The organism is Amycolatopsis sp. NPDC051371 (assembly GCF_040682155.1).
Taxonomy (GTDB): domain Bacteria; phylum Actinomycetota; class Actinomycetes; order Mycobacteriales; family Pseudonocardiaceae; genus Amycolatopsis.
Window position 1 is genome coordinate 1 of the sequence record NZ_JBFBAG010000082.1, and the last position, 15,672, is coordinate 15,672.

Below are 15,672 nucleotides of genomic sequence, written 5' to 3' on the forward strand. Positions count from 1 at the left end.
CGGGCAACGTCATTCCGAGTCACCACGTGACCAAGACCGGACCATAACCGCACACCGTGCGGCACCACCAACCCTGACACTGAGAGTCATTCAGGTCTTCGGAGGTCCTGAATGGGTCATTCAGGACACGCCGGCTCCCCGGAGCGACCGCCGATCCCGGCCTGGCCGCCCGACTTTGCCGGGACCCTAACCTCCCAGGTCCTGAATGAGTCATTCAAGACCTCAGGCCGGCCGCAGCGTGCGGAAGAACGCGCGGATGTCGGCCACGAGCAGCTCCGGCGTTTCCATCGCCGCGAAGTGGCCGCCCTCGGCGAACTCCGACCAGTGCTCGATCTTCTCCTCCGGGTCCATGATCTTCCGGACCACCGGCGAGGTGTTGAACACCGCCCAGCCCGCGGGCACCGCGGACGGCGCCAGCCAGCCGTGGCCGGAGTGCGCGGCCTCGTAGAGGAAGCGGGCCGCCGTCGCGCCGCTGCGGGTGAACCAGTACAGGCTGACCGTCGTCAGGAGCCGGTCACGAGAGATGCCCTGGTTCGTCCACGCCTGGACCTTCTCGGCGATCCAGGCCAGCTGCCCGACCGGCGAGTCGGTGAGGGCGGCCGCGATCGTCTCCGGCTTGTGCGACTGCAGGTCGAGGTACCCGCGGCCGGCCTTCCACACCTCCCGGGCCGCGTCCAGTTCGGACTGTTCGGCCGCGGTCAGGTTGTCCGGCAACGGAAGCTGCTCCCCGGCGAGCGCGATCGTGCCGCGGTCGCTGTTGACGTGCGAGCCGAGCACGCGGTCCGGGTACAGCGCGGCGAGCCGTCCGGTGACGCACGCGCCGATGTCGCCGCCCTGCGCGGCGAAGCGGTCGTAGCCGAGCCGCGTCATCAGCTCGGCGAACGCGTCGGTCGTCCGGGCGAGCTCCCAGCCGGGCCCGCTCAGCGGCGTCGAGAACCCGAAGCCGGGCAGCGACGGCACGACGACGTGGAACGCGTCCGGCCCCGGCTCGGTCAGCGGGCCGATGACGTCGAGGAACTCGGCGAAGGTGCTCGGATAGCCGTGGGTCAGCAGCAGCGGGACCGCGTGCGGGTCGGCCGACCGGACGTGCAGGTAGTGGATCGGCTGGCCGTCGATCACGGTCGTGAACTGCGGGAACGCGTTGATCGCGGCTTCCTGGGCGCGCCAGTCGAAGCCGTCGCGCCAGTACTCGGCCAGCTCCCGGACGGCTTCGGTGGGGATGCCGCGGGACCAGTCGGGCTCGTCGCCGGGCACGGGGTCGGCGAACCGGGCGTCGGTAAGGCGGCGGTGCAGGTCGTCGAAGTCGGTCTGCGGGATGTCGATGCGGAAGGGGTTCGTCATGAGCACCACGCTAGGAACCATTGCGGAAGATTTCCTTCCGCGATTCGTGCGATCCTCGGAAAATGTTGCAGACCTCCGCCCGCTTGCTCCGGCTGCTGTCGCTGCTCGAGACGCGACGCGACTGGACCGGCGCCGACCTGGCCGACCGGCTGGGCGTCACCGCGCGCACCGTCCGCAGCGACGTCGGGAAGCTGCGCGACCTCGGCTACCCGGTCGAGGCCTCCCCCGGCGTCCAGGGCGGCTACCGGCTCGGCGCGGGCGCGCAGCTGCCGCCACTGCTGCTCGACGACGACGAAGCGGTGGCCGTCGCGGTCGGGCTGCGGACGGCCACCGGCGTCGCCGGCATCGGCGAGACGTCGGTGCGCGCGCTCGCGAAGCTGGAGCAGGTGCTGCCGTCACGGCTGCGGCACCGGGTGCAGGCGCTGCAGGCCGCGACGGTCGCGGTGCCGGGCTCCGGCCCGTCGGTCGACGCCGACGTCCTGACGGCGATCGCGTCGGCGATCCGCGCCGGCGAACGGCTGCGGTTCGACTACACGAGCCACGACCGCACCCCCAGCCGCCGCGACGTCGAGCCGCACCGGCTGGTCAGCCTGAGCCGGCGCTGGTACCTCGTCGCGTGGGACACCGCGCGGGACGACTGGCGCACCTTCCGCGTCGACCGGATCACGCCGAAGGTGCCGAACGGGCCGCGCTTCACCCCGCGCGAGCCTCCGGAAGGTGACGTCGCGCAGTTCGTCCAGCGCAGCGTGGGCGCGGCGACCTGGCGCTACCACGCGGAGGTGCGCCTGCACGCGCCGGCGGAGTACGTCCGGGCGCGTCTTCCGCTGGCGGTCGAGGTGACGCCCGAGGGGCCGAACCGCTGTGTCACGGAGGTCGGTTCGGACAGCGCGGCGATGCTCTCGCTGTACCTCGGGCTCCTCGAAGTGGACTTCGAAGTGCTCGACGCGCCGGAGCTGGCCGCAGAGCTGGCCAAGACGGGCGAACGGTTCCTGCGGGCTAGCGCAGGGAGTTCGCCAGCTCCTCGATGAGGACCATCTGCTCCTGCACGCCGACCTCCATACCGGACTCGAGGATCATGTCGCGCAGTTCCTTGCTGCCGGTCTCGGTCAGCAGCTCGAGGCGCGTCCGGTCCCCGAGGGCGGTGAAGGTCGCGGTGTTGAGCGGCCCGTCCACCGAGTCGAGGTCCACGCCGGGCATCTCGAAGACCTCGGTGTAGACGATCTTCTCGTCCGGCACGACTTCCCGGTACTCGCCGTGGAAGCCGACCTCGGCTCCGTCGTTCGTCTCCAGCACGAAGCGCCAGCGGCCGCCGGGGCGCAGGTCCATCTCGACCTTCGTGGTCGTCCCGCGCCGGCCGGCCCACCAGCGCTTCACGAGCTCCGGTGTGGTCCACACGCGGTAGACGAGGTGTTTCGGCGCGTCGAACTCGCGCGTGATGAGAATCCGGTCGTCGGCGGGGGTGGTGATCTCCACGTCAGTGCTCCTGTTCCTTGAGTTCTTCGAGGACCTCGTCCATCAGGTCGAACCGCTCGGACCACGTCCGCTCGTAGCGCTTGACCCAGTCGTGGATGGGCTTGAGCGCGGGCCCGTTGAGCCGGTAGAGCCGTTGCCGGCCGTCGCCGCGCACGTCCACCGCACCCACCTCCCGCAGCACCCGCAGGTGCTTCGACACCTGCGGCTGGGCGAGGCCGAGCTGGTCGACGAGGTCGCCGACCGACCGCTCACCGCCCATGAGGACGTCGAGGATCTGCCGCCGCCGGGGTTCGGCGACCGCGTTGAACGTGTCCGCTGTCGTCGCTGCTCGTGCCACGCGACCATCATATGCCCATATGGGTATGCGTCAAGACCCACATCCTGGGCACGCTGGGCTCGCGCGCCGGCGTCTGCCACGATCAGCCCATGACCTCCCGCGGCGACGGTCCACAGAGGACGGACGCACGCGGCGCCCGGCGCAGTGCCAGCGCGAGCGCGGTCCTGCGGGCGGTCCTCGACGACGGCCCGATCGCGCGCAGCACCATCGCGCGGCGGACCGGCCTGTCCGCCGCCGCCGTCACCGGGCACACCGCCGACCTCATGCAGCGAGGGCTGCTGCGCGAACTCCCCGAGGCCGGATCCCGGCGGAGCGTCGGGCGGCCGCACGTGCCCGTCGACCTCGACACCGGGCGGCACGTCGCCGGCTCGCTGCACCTCGCCGTGCACCACGCGACCGTGGCGCTGCTCGACGTCCGCGGGAACGTCCTGGTGCAGCACGAAGAACCGCACGACGGCCTGGCCGCCGAAGACCTGCTCGCCCGCGCCGCCGAGATCCTCGACGACCTGCTGCTCGGGCACGCCCCGGACCGCGAGCCGCTCGGGCTCGGCGTCGCGACCGGCGGCTGGGTCGACCGAGCGTCCGGCACCGTCGTCGAACATCCCCTGCTGGGCTGGAAGAACGTGCCGGTGCGCGACCTGCTCGCCGCCTCGACCGGGCTCACCGTCGCGGTCGACGGGCACGCACGCTCACTGGTGCACGCCGAGCGGCTCTTCGGGCACCCGCGGGCGCGCGACAGCGTCGTGCAGTTGTTCACCGGCAACGTCGTCGACGCCGCGTTCGCCACCGGCGGCACCGTGCACCACGGCCCGCGCTCCGCCGCCGGCGCGGTCGCGCACCTGCCGGTCGACGACAGCACCGAAGCGTGCCGGTGCGGGCGCACGGGTTGCCTCGAAGCCACCGTTTCGGAAGCGACCCTCGCGCGCCGGGCCGCGGAATGCGGGATGATCGCGCGTCCGGATTTCCCGGAATTGCTCGCGCTCGCCACGCGCGGCGATTCCGCGGCGGTGGGGTTGTTCCACGGACGCGCGCGATTCATCGGCCAGGCGGCGGCCCTGCTGCTCGACGTGCTCAACCCGGCCGTGCTCGTGGTGGTCGACCGGAGCATAGCGGGCGTGCCCGGCTGTCTTCCCGCCATCCGGGACGAGGTCCGCGCGCGCTCGCGGGGTCTCGACACGGCGGAAACCGTGGTGGGAACGAGCTTCCCGGGCACGGAGCTGGCCACCGCCGGTGGCGCGGTCCTGCTCGACCTCCTCTACGGCGACCCGCTCGGTCCGCTCCTGACCGGACTCTCGCACGCCTCGTGAGGCACCGGAGTTATTTCACGAACTCGCAAAATTGACCGTTCGCTCGGCCGCCCCGAACAATCGAGGCATCCCCGCCGACTCCCGAACGGACGAAACACCGTGAAGAAAACCTTGCCCCTCTTGGCCGCCGCCGCGGTGCTGCTCGCCGGGTGCGCGTCGGCGACGGCCACCGGTGCGCCCGGGCAACCCGAGAAACTCGAACTGCGCTACCAGGGCAGCGCGAACTCCGTGACCCTGCCCGAGCTCGCCGAGGACTTGGGCTACTTCGGCCCGGTCAAGCTGAAGTGGGTCGGCAACACGATCAGCGGCCCGCAGGACATCCAGTCCGCCGCCACCGACCAGACCGACTTCGGCGGCGCCTTCACCGGCGCGGTCGTCAAGCTCGCCGAAGCCGGCGCGCCGATCAAGGCGGTGGTCAACTACTACGGCTCCGATGACAAGGCTTTCATCGGCTATTACACCAAAGAGGACAGTCCGATCCGGACGGCCCGCGACCTGATCGGCAAGAAGGTCGGCGTCAACACCGCGGGTGCGAACCTCGAAGCCGCGCTCGACACCTGGCTGGAGAACCAAGGGCTGTCCGACGACGAGATCAAGCAGGTCCAGCTCGTCGTCATCCCGCCGGTGAACGCCGAGCAGGCCCTGCGCAACGGCCAGCTCGACGTCGTCGCGCTGCAGGGCATCCTGCAGGACCACGCCCTCGCGGCCGGCGGCATCCGCTCGCTCTTCAGCGACGTCCAGGCCTTCGGCCCCTACAACGGCGGGCCGTACGTGCTCCGCACCGACTTCATCAAGAAGTACCCGGAGACCACGAAGATCTTCGTTTCCGCTGTGGCCAAGGCCATCGAATGGGAACGCACCACACCGCGGGACCAGGTGATCGCCCGCTTCACCAAGATCATCGATTCCCGCGGCCGCAACGAGAACACCGGCACGCTCAAGTACTGGAAGAGCGTCGGCATCACCCGTGGCGGCCTCATCTCGGACCAGGACTACACGCTCTGGGAGCCGTGGTTGAAGCAGCAGGGCTACATCAAGGGCGACCGGATCGACACGTCGAAGCTCTACACCAACGAGTTCAACCCCTACCGCGACGGCGCCCCGGCGGTGACCAAGTGATCAGCATCCGCTCGGTGACCAAGACCTTCGGCGCGCTCACCGCCCTCGACGACGTCTCCCTCGACGTCGCCGACGGCACGTTCCTCTCGCTCGTCGGGCCGAGCGGCTCGGGCAAGTCGACACTGCTCGACCTGCTCGGCGGGCTCACCACCCCGACGTCCGGCGAAATCCTGATCGACGGCGAGCCGGTGCGCGGGCCGGGGCTCGACCGCGGGGTCGTCTTCCAGCAGTACGCGCTGTTCCCGTGGCGCACCGCCCGCGCCAACGTCGAGTTCGGCCTCGAAGGTGGTCCGCTCGGCAAACGGCAGCGGGCCGAGCGGGCCCGCGAATACCTCGCCCTGGTCGGGCTTTCCGGGTTCGAGGACCGCTACCCGCACGAGCTGTCCGGCGGGATGAAGCAACGCGTCGCGATCGCCCGCAGCCTCGCCTACGACCCCGCCGTGCTGCTGATGGACGAGCCGTTCGCCGCCCTCGACGCGCAGACCCGCGAACAGCTGCAGGACGAGCTGCTGCGGATCTGGCGCCGCACCGGCAAGACGATCGTGTTCATCACCCACGGCATCGACGAAGCCGTCTACCTCGGCCAGCGGGTGGCCGTCCTGACTTCGCGGCCCGGCCGGCTCAAGGCCGTCGTGGACGTCGACCTCGGCGACCGCGCCGGTGACGTCCGCTCCGACCCGGCGTTCGGGCGGCAGCGCCACCGGCTCTGGGAACTGCTGCACGACGAGGTCCGCAAGGCGGCCGAACACGAACGGAGCGCGGTCGGATGACCACCACGTTGGAAGCGCCGACCGTCCACACCGGACCCGCACCGGTGGCCACGCCGCAACGCAGGTGGCGCAAGAGGATCACCCGGGCGGTCCACGCGTCCGCCGCGGTGGTGCTGTTCGTCCTGCTCTGGGAACTGGTCCCCCGGTTCATCCTCGACGAGAGCACGCGGACGTTCCTGCCGCCGCTTTCCGAGGACCTGCAGGCTTTGTGGGACCTCGCGCTCGACGGCCAGCTCGCCGACCACGTGCTCGCGAGCGTCGGGCGGTCGGCCGCCGGGTTCGCGATCGCGATCGCCGTCGCGGTGCCGCTCGGGCTGCTGATCGGCTGGTACCGGTCGGTGGCGCGGTTCCTGCAGCCCCTGCTGGAGCTGGCCCGCAACACCGCCGCGCTGGCGCTGCTGCCGGTGTTCACGCTGCTGCTGGGCATCGGCGAGCTGTCGAAGGTCACCTTGGTCGTCTACGCGTGCGTGTGGCCGGTGCTGCTCAACACGATCGCCGGCGTCAACACGGTCGACCCGTTGCTGATCAAGGCGGCCCGCTCGCTGGGATTGTCCAGTCCGCGGCTGTTCCGGAAGGTGATCCTGCCTTCGGCGGTGCCGACGGTGTTCACCGGCATCCGGATGGCGGCGTCCTACTCGATCCTGGTGCTGGTGGCCGCCGAGATGGTCGGCGCGAAGGCCGGGCTCGGCTACCTGATCAACACCAGCCAGGTGAACTTCCAGATCCAGCAGATGTACGCCGGGATCATCGCGGTCTCGGTGCTCGGAGTGCTCGTCAACTCCGGTTTCGTCGTCCTCGAACGACGGTTTTCCACCTGGCGTCCCAAGGAGAAGGCATGATGCACCTCAACGCGTTCGTGATGCCGAACGGCCACCACGAAGCCGCGTGGCGGCACCCAACCACCGACCCGCACCGGGCGCGGACGCTGCAGCACTACGTCGACATCGCCCGGACGGCCGAGCGGGGCAAGCTGGACTCGCTCTTCCTCGCTGACGGCGTCGCGCTATGGGGCAACGTGAAGCACAATTCCCACAGCCACTTCGAGCCGTTGACGCTGCTTTCCGCGCTCGCCGCGAGCACGGTCCACATCGGACTCATCGCCACGGCGTCGACGACGTACAACGAGCCCTACCACCTGGCGCGCAAGTTCGCCTCGCTCGACCACCTCTCCGGCGGCCGCGCGGGCTGGAACATCGTCACGTCGGCGGGCATCGACGAAGCCCGGAACTTCAACCTGGCCAAGCGGCCCGCCCACGCGGCGCGCTACGACCGGGCCGAGGAGTTCGTCGAGGTCGTCAAGAAGCTGTGGGACAGCTGGGACGACGACGCCGCGCTCGTCGACCGCGAGACCGGCGTCTACGCGGACACCGAGCGCATCCGGCCGATCGCGCACGACGGCGAGCATTTCCAGGTCCGCGGGCCGCTCAACATCGAACGTCCGCCCCAGGGCCACCCGCTGCTCGTGCAGGCCGGGTCGTCGGAGACCGGCAAGGAATACGCGGCCCGTCACGCCGAGGCCGTCTTCACCGCGCAGCAGACGTTCGCCGAGGGCAAGGCGTTCTACGACGACGTCAAGGGCCGGCTCGCGAAGTACGGCCGGACGCCCGACGAGATCAAGATCCTCCCGGGCATCTCGCCGATCCTCGGCCGCACCGAAGCCGAAGCCCGCGAACGCGAGGCCGAGCTGAACGCGCTGATCACGCCGGACTACGGGCTGCGCCAGCTGTCGAAGATGCTCGACCACGACGTCACCGGCTACCCGCTCGACGGCCCGCTGCCCGACGTCGGCAGCTTCACCGAAGGCGGCCAGAGCCGGTTCGAGCTGGTCGTGGGCCTGGCCCGGCGCGAAGACCTGACCATCCGGCAGCTGCTCGAACGGCTGGCCGGCGGCCGCGGGCACCGCGTGTTCGCCGGCACGCCGGTCCAGGTCGCCGACGAGCTGGAGGCCTGGTTCACCGGCGGCGCCGCCGACGGCTTCAACGTCATGCCGCCCACCCTGCCCGGCGGGCTCGACGACTTCGTCGACCTCGTCGTCCCGGAACTGCGGCGGCGCGGGCTGTTCCGCACCGAGTACTCCGGCACCACCCTGCGCGAGCACTACAGCCTCGCGCGTCCCGTCAACCGCAACCGAGTTACTAATCCGGCCAAAAGTAGGCCGACCCCCAGCGCGGCACATAACCGTTGCTACGAAGCCATTCGGCCGTGACTGCGGTCGGATTAGTAACGATCGGCACAGTAAGGAGCCCGCATGACCGCGATCAGCACCGACGTCCGCAAGATCACCGGGAGGATCGGCGCCGAGATCATCGGCCTCGACCCGGCCGGCGACCTCGACGCCGCCCAGGTGGCGTTCCTCGCCGACGCCCTGCACGAGCACAAGGCGCTCGTGTTCCGCCACACCGAGCTCGACGACGAGGGCCAGCAGCGGTTCGCCGCGCGCTTCGGCGAGCTGACCAAGGCCCACCCGACGGTGCCCGCGGCCGACGGCGCGCCGACGATCCTGCCGGTCGACAGCGAGCGGGGCCGCGCCAACCACTGGCACACCGACGTCACCTTCGTGCTCAACCCGCCGAAGGCCAGCACGCTGCGCAGCCTCGTCGTGCCGCCTTACGGCGGGGAGACGCTGATCGCGAACGCCGCCTCGGCCTACCGGGACCTGCCGGCGCCGCTGCGGGCGTTCGCCGACACGCTGCGGGCGGAGCACACCAACGACTACGACTACGTCCGGCCGCCGGAGACGCTGGACGACGAGGAGCAGGCGCGCCGGGCCCAGTTCGTCTCGCGCAAATACCGGACCGTGCACCCGGTGGTGCGGGTGCACCCGGTGACCGGCGAGCGCGGCCTGTTCATCGGCGGGTTCGCGCAGCGGATCGAGGGGCTGTCGGTGAGCGAGTCGCGCGACCTGCTGCGGCTGCTGCAGTCCTACGTGACGCGGCCGGAGAACGTCGTGCGCGTGGCGTGGGAGCCGAACCAGCTGGTGCTGTTCGACAACCGGATCACCCAGCACTACGCGATCGACAACTACGACGGCCTGCCCCGACGCCTCAACCGCGTCACGGTCGCCGGCGACGTCCCGGCCGGCATCGACGGGCGGCCGAGCGAGTCCCTGGAAGGGGACGCTTCGCACTACACCTCCGTCGCCTAGTTAGGCCCCGTCCGCACCCGGGTACCCGGGTGCGGACGGGAAGGAGTCGGCGTGGTCAGCGTGCAGGCGAAGGTCAGGATGGCGTTGCTGCGGGCCTCGGGTCAAAAGCGGTTCTACGACAACGCTTCCGCCTTGCACCACCGGCTGCCGCGGCACCAGAAACCCTCGATGGCCCGGCCGCCGCGCAACGTGCGGCGGCGGTGCGAAGTCGAACGGCACGAAGTGAACGGCTTCCCCTGCTACACCTTCCGGCCGCGCGGTGGTGCCGCCGCCAGTGACCTGCACGTTCTCCACCTGCACGGCGGCGGGTACGTCGAGCAGGTCGAGAAGCACCACTGGCGGTACGCCGCCGACCTGGTGACGCGGCTCGGCTGCGCGGTGACGCTCCCGGTGTACCCGCTGGTGCCGCACCACGACCACACGGCGACGATCCCGATGGTTCAGGCCGCCTACGACGGGATCACGGCGAAGCGCGTCGCGGTGACCGGCGACTCCGCGGGCGGCGCGCTGGCCCTGGCGATCGCCCAGAATCTGCGGGCCGACGGGCAGCCCCAACCCGAACGGCTGATCCTGTACTCGCCGTGGCTGGACGTCCTGCTGGCGAACCCGGTGTCGGAGCTGCTCGACGAGACCGACCCGATGCTGGGCATCGAGGGTCTCCGGGAGGCGGGCCGGATGTACGCGGAGGGCACGGACCCGCACGACCCGCGGGTCAGCCCGATCCACGCCGACCTGACCGGGTTGGCGCCGATCACGCTGTTCATCGGGACGCGGGACGTCCTGCTGCCGGACTGCCGCCGGTTCAGGGCCCAGGCCCGGGAGGCGGGGACCGAGGTGGACTACCGCGAGTACCCCGGCATGTTCCACAACTGGCTCATGCAGGCGATCCCGGAGGGCCGTGAGGCGATGAACCACGTGGAGCGCGCCCTGCGGCGGCGGCCGGTCAGTGCCCGTTGCGCTCCGCGTCCCGGAAGCAGTCCCACGCCCGGCTGACCAGCGCCGGGTGCGTGCGGAGGTCGATCGCCGTGCGGGCCAGGGCGGCCGCGGACGCCAGCATCGCCGAGCGGCCGCGCGGGCTCGCCGCCGCTTCGGCGAACTCCGGGGTGTGGTCCGAATACTCCTCCGCCGTGATCGCCACGAACGGGTGGATCGCCGGGACCCGGACACTCACGTCGCCGATGTCCGACGACCCCAGGAACACCCCCGGCGACGGCGGGGTCGCGTGGATCCCGCGCGCCGCCAGGTGCTCGGTGAACCGCTCGGACAGCACCGGGTTGTCGCGGAAGTGCGCGTAGCCGCGGCCGAGGCGTTCGACGTCGACCTTCGCGCCCGTGGCGAGCGCCGCACCTTGCGCACCCGTCGTCACGTCTTCGACCAGGCGGTCCAGCGCGTCGGTCGTGAGCGCCCGGAGCCCGAAGCGGCCTTCGGCGCGGTCGGGGACGATGTTCGTCGCCTCGCCGCCGTGGGTGATGATCCCCTGGACGTGCGAGCCGGCCGGCAGCCGCTGGCGCAGCGCCGAGACCGCGCCGAACGCCTGGATCAACGCGGCGAGCGCGTCGACGCCGGCTTCCGGGTCACCCGTCGGGTGGGCGGCGCGGCCGTGGAAGGTCACCTTCAGCTCCACCTGCGCGGTCAGCGGGGCCCAGGACCACGAGTGGACGCCGGGGTGGACCATCAGTGCCGCGTCGACGTCGTCGAAGACGCCCGCCTCGGCCAGCGCCACCTTGCCACCCCCGCGTTCCTCGGCGGGACACCCCACGACGAGCAGCGAGCCCGGACTGTCCGCCAGCACGTCGCGTGCCGCGAGGGCGGCACCGAGCCCGGCGGCGGCGATCAGGTTGTGCCCGCACGCGTGCCCCAGCCCGGGCAGCGCGTCGTACTCCAGCAGCAGCGCGACACACGGCCGCCCGCTCCCGGCCCGCGCGACGAACGACGTCGGCAGTCCCGCGACGCCGGTTTCCACCTCGAAGCCGTCGGCGGCCAGCTCCCCCGTCAGGCGCTCGGCGGCCGCGTGCTCCTCATAGGACAGTTCCGGCCGCTCGTGCAGCGCGGTCGCGACCGCCCACAGCCGTTCGTCCAGCTGCTCGATCCGCTCGTCGGCCCGTTCATGCAGCTCTTCGTGCCACTCCATGCCCATCGGAATACCCCCACCCCGCACGGTCACACCAGCGGCAGTGTTTCACACTGTCCGCTTCCGGTTACCCGCGCGCATGGACCACAGCAAAGCACCGGTGCTCGACGCGCTGCGCGCCTACCACCGCGCCGGGTACGTCCCGTTCAACGCGCCCGGCCACAAGCAGGGCCGGGGCATCGACCCGCGGGTGCTGGACGTCGTCGGTGCAGAGGTCTTCAAGTCCGACGTCATCGCGCTCAACGGCCTCGACGACCGGCTGATGCGCCAGGGCGTGCTCGCCGAAGCGCAGGAGCTGATGGCCGACGCGGTCGGCGCCGAGCACACGTTCTTCTCCACCTGCGGCAGCTCGCTTTCGGTGAAGAGCGCGATGCTCGCGGTCGCCGGGCCGCACGAGAAGCTGCTGGTGCCGCGGCACGTCCACAAGTCGGTGGTGTCGGGCCTGATCGTCAGCGGCGTTCAGCCCGTGTGGGTGCGGCCGCACTGGGACGCCGGGCAGCACCTGACCCACCCGCCGGGCCCGCGCGAGTACGCGGAGGCGTACGAGCGCGACCCCGACGTCAAAGGCGCCCTGATGGTGACCCCCACCGACTACGGCACCTGCGGCGACATCCGCGCGGTGGCCGACTTCTGCCACGAGCGGGCCATCCCGCTGATCGTCGACGAGGCGTGGGGCGCGCACCTGCCCTTCCACGACGGCCTGCCGCCGTGGGGGATGGACGCGGGCGCCGACGTGTGCGTCACGAGCGTGCACAAGATGGGTGCCGCGGTCGAGCAGAGTTCGGTGTTCCACTTGCGGGGTGACCGCGTGGACCCGGACGTGCTGAAGTCGCGCGAGGACCTGCTCGGCACCACGAGCCCGAGTTCCCTGGTCTACGCCGCCCTCGACGGCTGGCGGCGGCAGATGGCCGAACAGGGCAAGGAGCTGCTGAACGGGGCCCTCGACCTGGTCGAGTCGGTCCGCGGGCGGCTGACGGACCTCGGGTTCACGGTCCTGCACGACGAATTCCTCGGCCCGGACCTCGCGGACTCCGTGGACCCGCTGAAGGTCGTGCTCGATCTCGAGCCGCTGGGCATCAGCGGCTACCAGGCCGCCGACTGGCTCCGCGAGCACCAGCGCGTCACCGTCGGGCTGTCGGACCACCGCCGGACCGTGGCCCAGCTCAACCATTCGGACGACGACGAGACGGCGGACGTGCTCGTCTCCGCGCTCGAAGCGCTCCTGAAGGCCGCGCCGACGTTCAAGACGCCGCCGAAGGTCGAGATCCCGCCGCCGTCCGAGTTCGAGCTGGAGACGGCGATGCTGCCGCGCGACGCGTTCTTCGGCCCGACCGAGCAGGTCTCCCTGGCCGAGGCGCCGGGCCGGATCGCGGCGGAGATGATCACGCCGTACCCGCCGGGTGCGCCCGGCGTGCTGCCGGGCGAGGTGATCACGAGGCCGATCCTGGACTACCTGCACAGCGGGCTGCAGGCGGGGATGGAGCTGCCCGACCCGGCCGACTCCGCGCTGAAGTCGGTCCGCGTGGTCGCCCAGCGGTAACGCCGAAGGCGGCACTTTCCCGGGAAAGTGCCGCCTTCGGCCAACGAGGAATCAAGCCTTGGCGCTCTTCAGCTCCAACGGGTTCTTCGGCGCGGCCGAACGAGCGTCGATCATCCGCTGCCCCAGCTCCTGGAGCTGCTTGCGCCCCATGGCCGAGCGGACGTCCGGGAACCACTCGTCCTCTTCCTCTTCGACGTGGTGGCGGACGTTCTCGGTCAGCACCGTCACCTTCGCGTCGAACGTCTCGTCGTGGGGGTCCAGGGCGAGCAGCTCGGAAAGCATCCACACCACGACGTGGTGCTCCTCCACGCTCTCCAGGACGTGATCCTTCGTCTCCGGCACCGCTTCGCGCGCCGCCGGGTAGAAGATCTCCTCCTCGATGTACGCGTGGACCGTCAGCTCCTCGATGATCGAGTCGGCGATCCGGCGCTTCTCCCCATACGCCTCATCCCCCGCCTTCTCGAATTCCTTGAACAGCTTCTCCACGGTCTTGTGGTCGTTCTTCAGCAGCACGATCGCGTCGGTCGACATCGGTCTCCTCACGGTGTGGCCAGGTCTCGCAGGGCGACCTGGGAGTTTTCCAGTTCTTTCGTCATCAGCAGGGCCACGGTGCGGGCGTGGGCCAGGGCCCGGCCGACGTCCCCCACCGAGTCCCACGTGGCCGCGACGGCGTCACCGCCGCCTTGGCCGGCTACCCGGCCGGACAGCAGGCTCTCCTCCAGCCGGCCTTGCAGGGCGGGCAGCAGGTGGGTCAGGTCGTCCGCCAGCAGCCGCAGGGCGCCGAGCACGCGGTACATCTCGGCGGGCGAGTCGAGCTCGCCGTCGCCGACGCAGCGGGACAGCCGGCGCACGGTGGCCCCGGCGTCGGCGGCCAGCAGCGACGGCGAGGAAGCGGCGCTCGGGTTCATAGCTGTCCGGTTACCCCTTCGCTGCCGGGGAAAACGCCGTTTGCGCGGCACCCCTACCGGGTATTCGACCGGCTCCCGACCAGCAGGAGTACACCGGTGAACCCAGACGTGCTGACCTTCGGCATCGAAGAGGAGTTCTTCGTCGTCGACCGGCGTGGCCACCTCTCGCAAGCCGGCGACGACGTCGTCGACGCCGCGGAAGCGGCCGCCGACGTCCAAGGCGAACTCCAACACGAGCTGAACCTGTCGCAGGCCGAGGCCGCCACCGACGTCTGCCGCACGCACGCCGAAGCGCTGCGCCAGCTGAAGGGGCTACGCGAAGACTTGGACCGGGCAGCCCGGGCCCGTGGCTACCGGCTCTTGGCCGCCGGCGCACCCCCGCTGTCCGAAGTGGAGCCGCCGCGCATCACGCCGAACCCGCGCTACCAGCGGATGGCCGAACACTTCGGCGCCACCGCGTGGACCTCGCTCACCTGCGGCTGCCACGTGCACGTCGCGATCCCCGACAAGGACAGCGGGATCCGGGTCCTGAACAGCGTCCGGCCGTGGCTGCCCACGCTGCTCACCCTCACCGCCAACTCGGCCATCGCCGACGGCTACGACACCGGCTACGCCAGCTGGCGCTACCACCAGTGGAGCCGCTGGCCCTCGGCCGGCCCGCCGCCGCGGTTCGCGTCGCTCGACGAGTACGAGAGCATCGTCGACGGCTGGCTGCGCTCGGGGGCGATCCTGGACCGCGGGATGATCTACTGGGACGTCCGCCTGTCGGAGAAGCAGCCGACGCTCGAATTCCGCATCTCCGACGTCGCCGCCACGCCCGTGGAAGCGGTACTGCTGGGAGTGCTGGCACGCGCTCTCGTCGCGACCGCGCTGGCCGGCGACACGCCGTCGCCGGAGCTGTCGAACGAGGTGCTGCGCGGACGGCTCTGGCGAGCGTCGAAAGAAGGGGTGACCGGCCCCTGCCCGCATCCGCGGACCGGCGACCTGGAGTCCGCGAAGGTGGTGCTCGACGATCTGATCGACCTGACCGCGCCGGCGCTGGAAGCGGCGGGAGACCTGGACTTCGCGCGGGAGGGAACGGCACGGCTGGTGGCCGAGGGCGGCGGTGCCGACCGGCAACGGCGGGCGTTCGCGGAGAAGAACCGGGCGGAAGCCGTCGTCGACCTGCTGGTCGACGGCGGCTAGAACGCGGGCGTACCGAGCTGCCCGAGCAGCTGGAGCGCGCGCACCGCGGCGTGGGAACGGCCGGGGTCGACGACGAGGTGGACACCCACGGCTTCGGCGTCCCGCCGGGCCTTCAAGAGCACTTGGAGACCCGCCGAACCGAGGAACCCGACCTCCCCGAGATCGACCCGCAAGGCGGCGGGACGCGCGCGCACGTGGCCGGCCAACGTGGCTGCCAACCGGGGTGCGGTGCACGCGTCGATCTCGCCGGTCACCTCCACGACGATCGCGTCGGCGCTCTTCCACCGGACCTCGCTGTGCAGGTCGGCGGGTGCGCGCGGCGAGGGCAGGCGTTGGGCCGAAGAGGCCGTCCGAGCCTCTCCCAGCCGGGAATACGTCGTCATGACGTGAGAAGTACCCGCTGCGCGTCGAACGCC

At 71.0% G+C, this 15,672-nt stretch carries 17 protein-coding genes; 10 read left to right on the top strand and 7 right to left on the bottom strand.

Annotated elements, in window-relative coordinates:
* Positions 1-222: 222 nt before the first annotated feature.
* Positions 223-1,350 (bottom strand): epoxide hydrolase family protein, encoded by a 1,128-nt coding sequence (locus AB0M59_RS51375; protein ID WP_364631143.1) that lies wholly within the window; start codon positions 1,348-1,350, stop codon positions 223-225.
* Positions 1,351-1,403: 53 nt separating this feature from the next.
* Between AB0M59_RS51375 and AB0M59_RS51380 the strand changes: the two genes are divergently transcribed.
* Complete coding sequence (locus AB0M59_RS51380; protein WP_364631043.1) at positions 1,404-2,369, top strand: YafY family protein; 966 nt, start codon at positions 1,404-1,406, stop codon at positions 2,367-2,369.
* Here the strand turns inward: AB0M59_RS51380 and AB0M59_RS51385 are convergent.
* Both AB0M59_RS51385 and AB0M59_RS51390 read right to left on the bottom strand, forming a co-directional pair.
* Positions 2,338-2,814 (bottom strand): SRPBCC family protein, encoded by a 477-nt coding sequence (locus tag AB0M59_RS51385; protein WP_364631045.1) that lies wholly within the window; start codon positions 2,812-2,814, stop codon positions 2,338-2,340. The genes AB0M59_RS51380 and AB0M59_RS51385 overlap by 32 nt on opposite strands.
* Position 2,815: 1 nt before the next feature.
* Positions 2,816-3,151 (bottom strand): metalloregulator ArsR/SmtB family transcription factor, encoded by a 336-nt coding sequence (locus AB0M59_RS51390; RefSeq protein WP_364631048.1) that lies wholly within the window; start codon positions 3,149-3,151, stop codon positions 2,816-2,818.
* A gap of 89 nt (positions 3,152-3,240) precedes the next feature.
* Between AB0M59_RS51390 and AB0M59_RS51395 the strand changes: the two genes are divergently transcribed.
* The 7 genes from AB0M59_RS51395 to AB0M59_RS51425 all read left to right on the top strand — a co-directional run bounded on the left by AB0M59_RS51395 (position 3,241) and on the right by AB0M59_RS51425 (position 10,485).
* On the top strand, positions 3,241-4,458 hold the full coding sequence (locus AB0M59_RS51395) for an ROK family transcriptional regulator (protein ID WP_364631050.1): 1,218 nt from the start codon (positions 3,241-3,243) through the stop codon (positions 4,456-4,458).
* Between the two features lie 99 nt (positions 4,459-4,557).
* A complete protein-coding gene (locus AB0M59_RS51400) occupies positions 4,558-5,577 on the top strand; it encodes an ABC transporter substrate-binding protein (RefSeq protein ID WP_364631053.1) in 1,020 nt (339 codons plus the stop codon).
* A complete protein-coding gene (locus AB0M59_RS51405) occupies positions 5,574-6,347 on the top strand; it encodes an ABC transporter ATP-binding protein (RefSeq protein WP_364631056.1) in 774 nt (257 codons plus the stop codon). Before AB0M59_RS51400 ends, AB0M59_RS51405 begins: the two co-directional genes overlap by 4 nt.
* Complete coding sequence (locus tag AB0M59_RS51410; protein ID WP_364631059.1) at positions 6,344-7,186, top strand: ABC transporter permease; 843 nt, start codon at positions 6,344-6,346, stop codon at positions 7,184-7,186. Before AB0M59_RS51405 ends, AB0M59_RS51410 begins: the two co-directional genes overlap by 4 nt.
* On the top strand, positions 7,183-8,553 hold the full coding sequence (locus AB0M59_RS51415; protein ID WP_364631062.1) for an LLM class flavin-dependent oxidoreductase: 1,371 nt from the start codon (positions 7,183-7,185) through the stop codon (positions 8,551-8,553). The genes AB0M59_RS51410 and AB0M59_RS51415 overlap by 4 nt, the downstream gene beginning before the upstream one ends.
* Positions 8,554-8,595: 42 nt before the next feature.
* Positions 8,596-9,492, top strand: a complete 897-nt coding sequence (locus AB0M59_RS51420; RefSeq protein ID WP_364631065.1) for a TauD/TfdA family dioxygenase — start codon at positions 8,596-8,598, stop codon at positions 9,490-9,492.
* Between the two features lie 51 nt (positions 9,493-9,543).
* Complete coding sequence (locus AB0M59_RS51425; RefSeq protein ID WP_364631068.1) at positions 9,544-10,485, top strand: alpha/beta hydrolase; 942 nt, start codon at positions 9,544-9,546, stop codon at positions 10,483-10,485.
* Here the strand turns inward: AB0M59_RS51425 and AB0M59_RS51430 are convergent.
* On the bottom strand, positions 10,436-11,623 hold the full coding sequence (locus AB0M59_RS51430; RefSeq protein ID WP_364631071.1) for an amidohydrolase: 1,188 nt from the start codon (positions 11,621-11,623) through the stop codon (positions 10,436-10,438). The two genes, AB0M59_RS51425 and AB0M59_RS51430, sit on opposite strands and share 50 nt — an antisense overlap.
* 79 nt (positions 11,624-11,702) lie before the next feature.
* Here AB0M59_RS51430 and AB0M59_RS51435 point away from each other — a divergent pair, with 79 nt between their 5' ends.
* Entirely contained in the window at positions 11,703-13,163 is a 1,461-nt protein-coding gene (locus AB0M59_RS51435) for an aminotransferase class I/II-fold pyridoxal phosphate-dependent enzyme (protein ID WP_364631074.1), read from the top strand.
* A gap of 51 nt (positions 13,164-13,214) precedes the next feature.
* Here the strand turns inward: AB0M59_RS51435 and AB0M59_RS51440 are convergent, their stop codons facing one another.
* Positions 13,215-13,694 (bottom strand): hemerythrin domain-containing protein, encoded by a 480-nt coding sequence (locus AB0M59_RS51440; protein ID WP_364631077.1) that lies wholly within the window; start codon positions 13,692-13,694, stop codon positions 13,215-13,217.
* An 8-nt stretch (positions 13,695-13,702) separates the two neighbouring features.
* Positions 13,703-14,071: a hypothetical protein gene (locus tag AB0M59_RS51445; RefSeq protein WP_364631080.1), complete on the bottom strand. Its 369-nt coding sequence runs from the start codon at positions 14,069-14,071 to the stop codon at positions 13,703-13,705.
* 96 nt (positions 14,072-14,167) lie between these two features.
* Between AB0M59_RS51445 and AB0M59_RS51450 the strand changes: the two genes are divergently transcribed.
* Positions 14,168-15,256 (top strand): glutamate--cysteine ligase, encoded by a 1,089-nt coding sequence (locus AB0M59_RS51450; protein WP_364631082.1) that lies wholly within the window; start codon positions 14,168-14,170, stop codon positions 15,254-15,256.
* On the opposite strand, the gene AB0M59_RS51455 is transcribed toward AB0M59_RS51450, so the two are convergent.
* Positions 15,253-15,639, bottom strand: coding sequence for an STAS domain-containing protein (locus AB0M59_RS51455; protein WP_364631085.1), 387 nt, complete (start codon positions 15,637-15,639; stop codon positions 15,253-15,255). The genes AB0M59_RS51450 and AB0M59_RS51455 overlap by 4 nt on opposite strands.
* Positions 15,640-15,672: the final 33 nt, after the last annotated feature.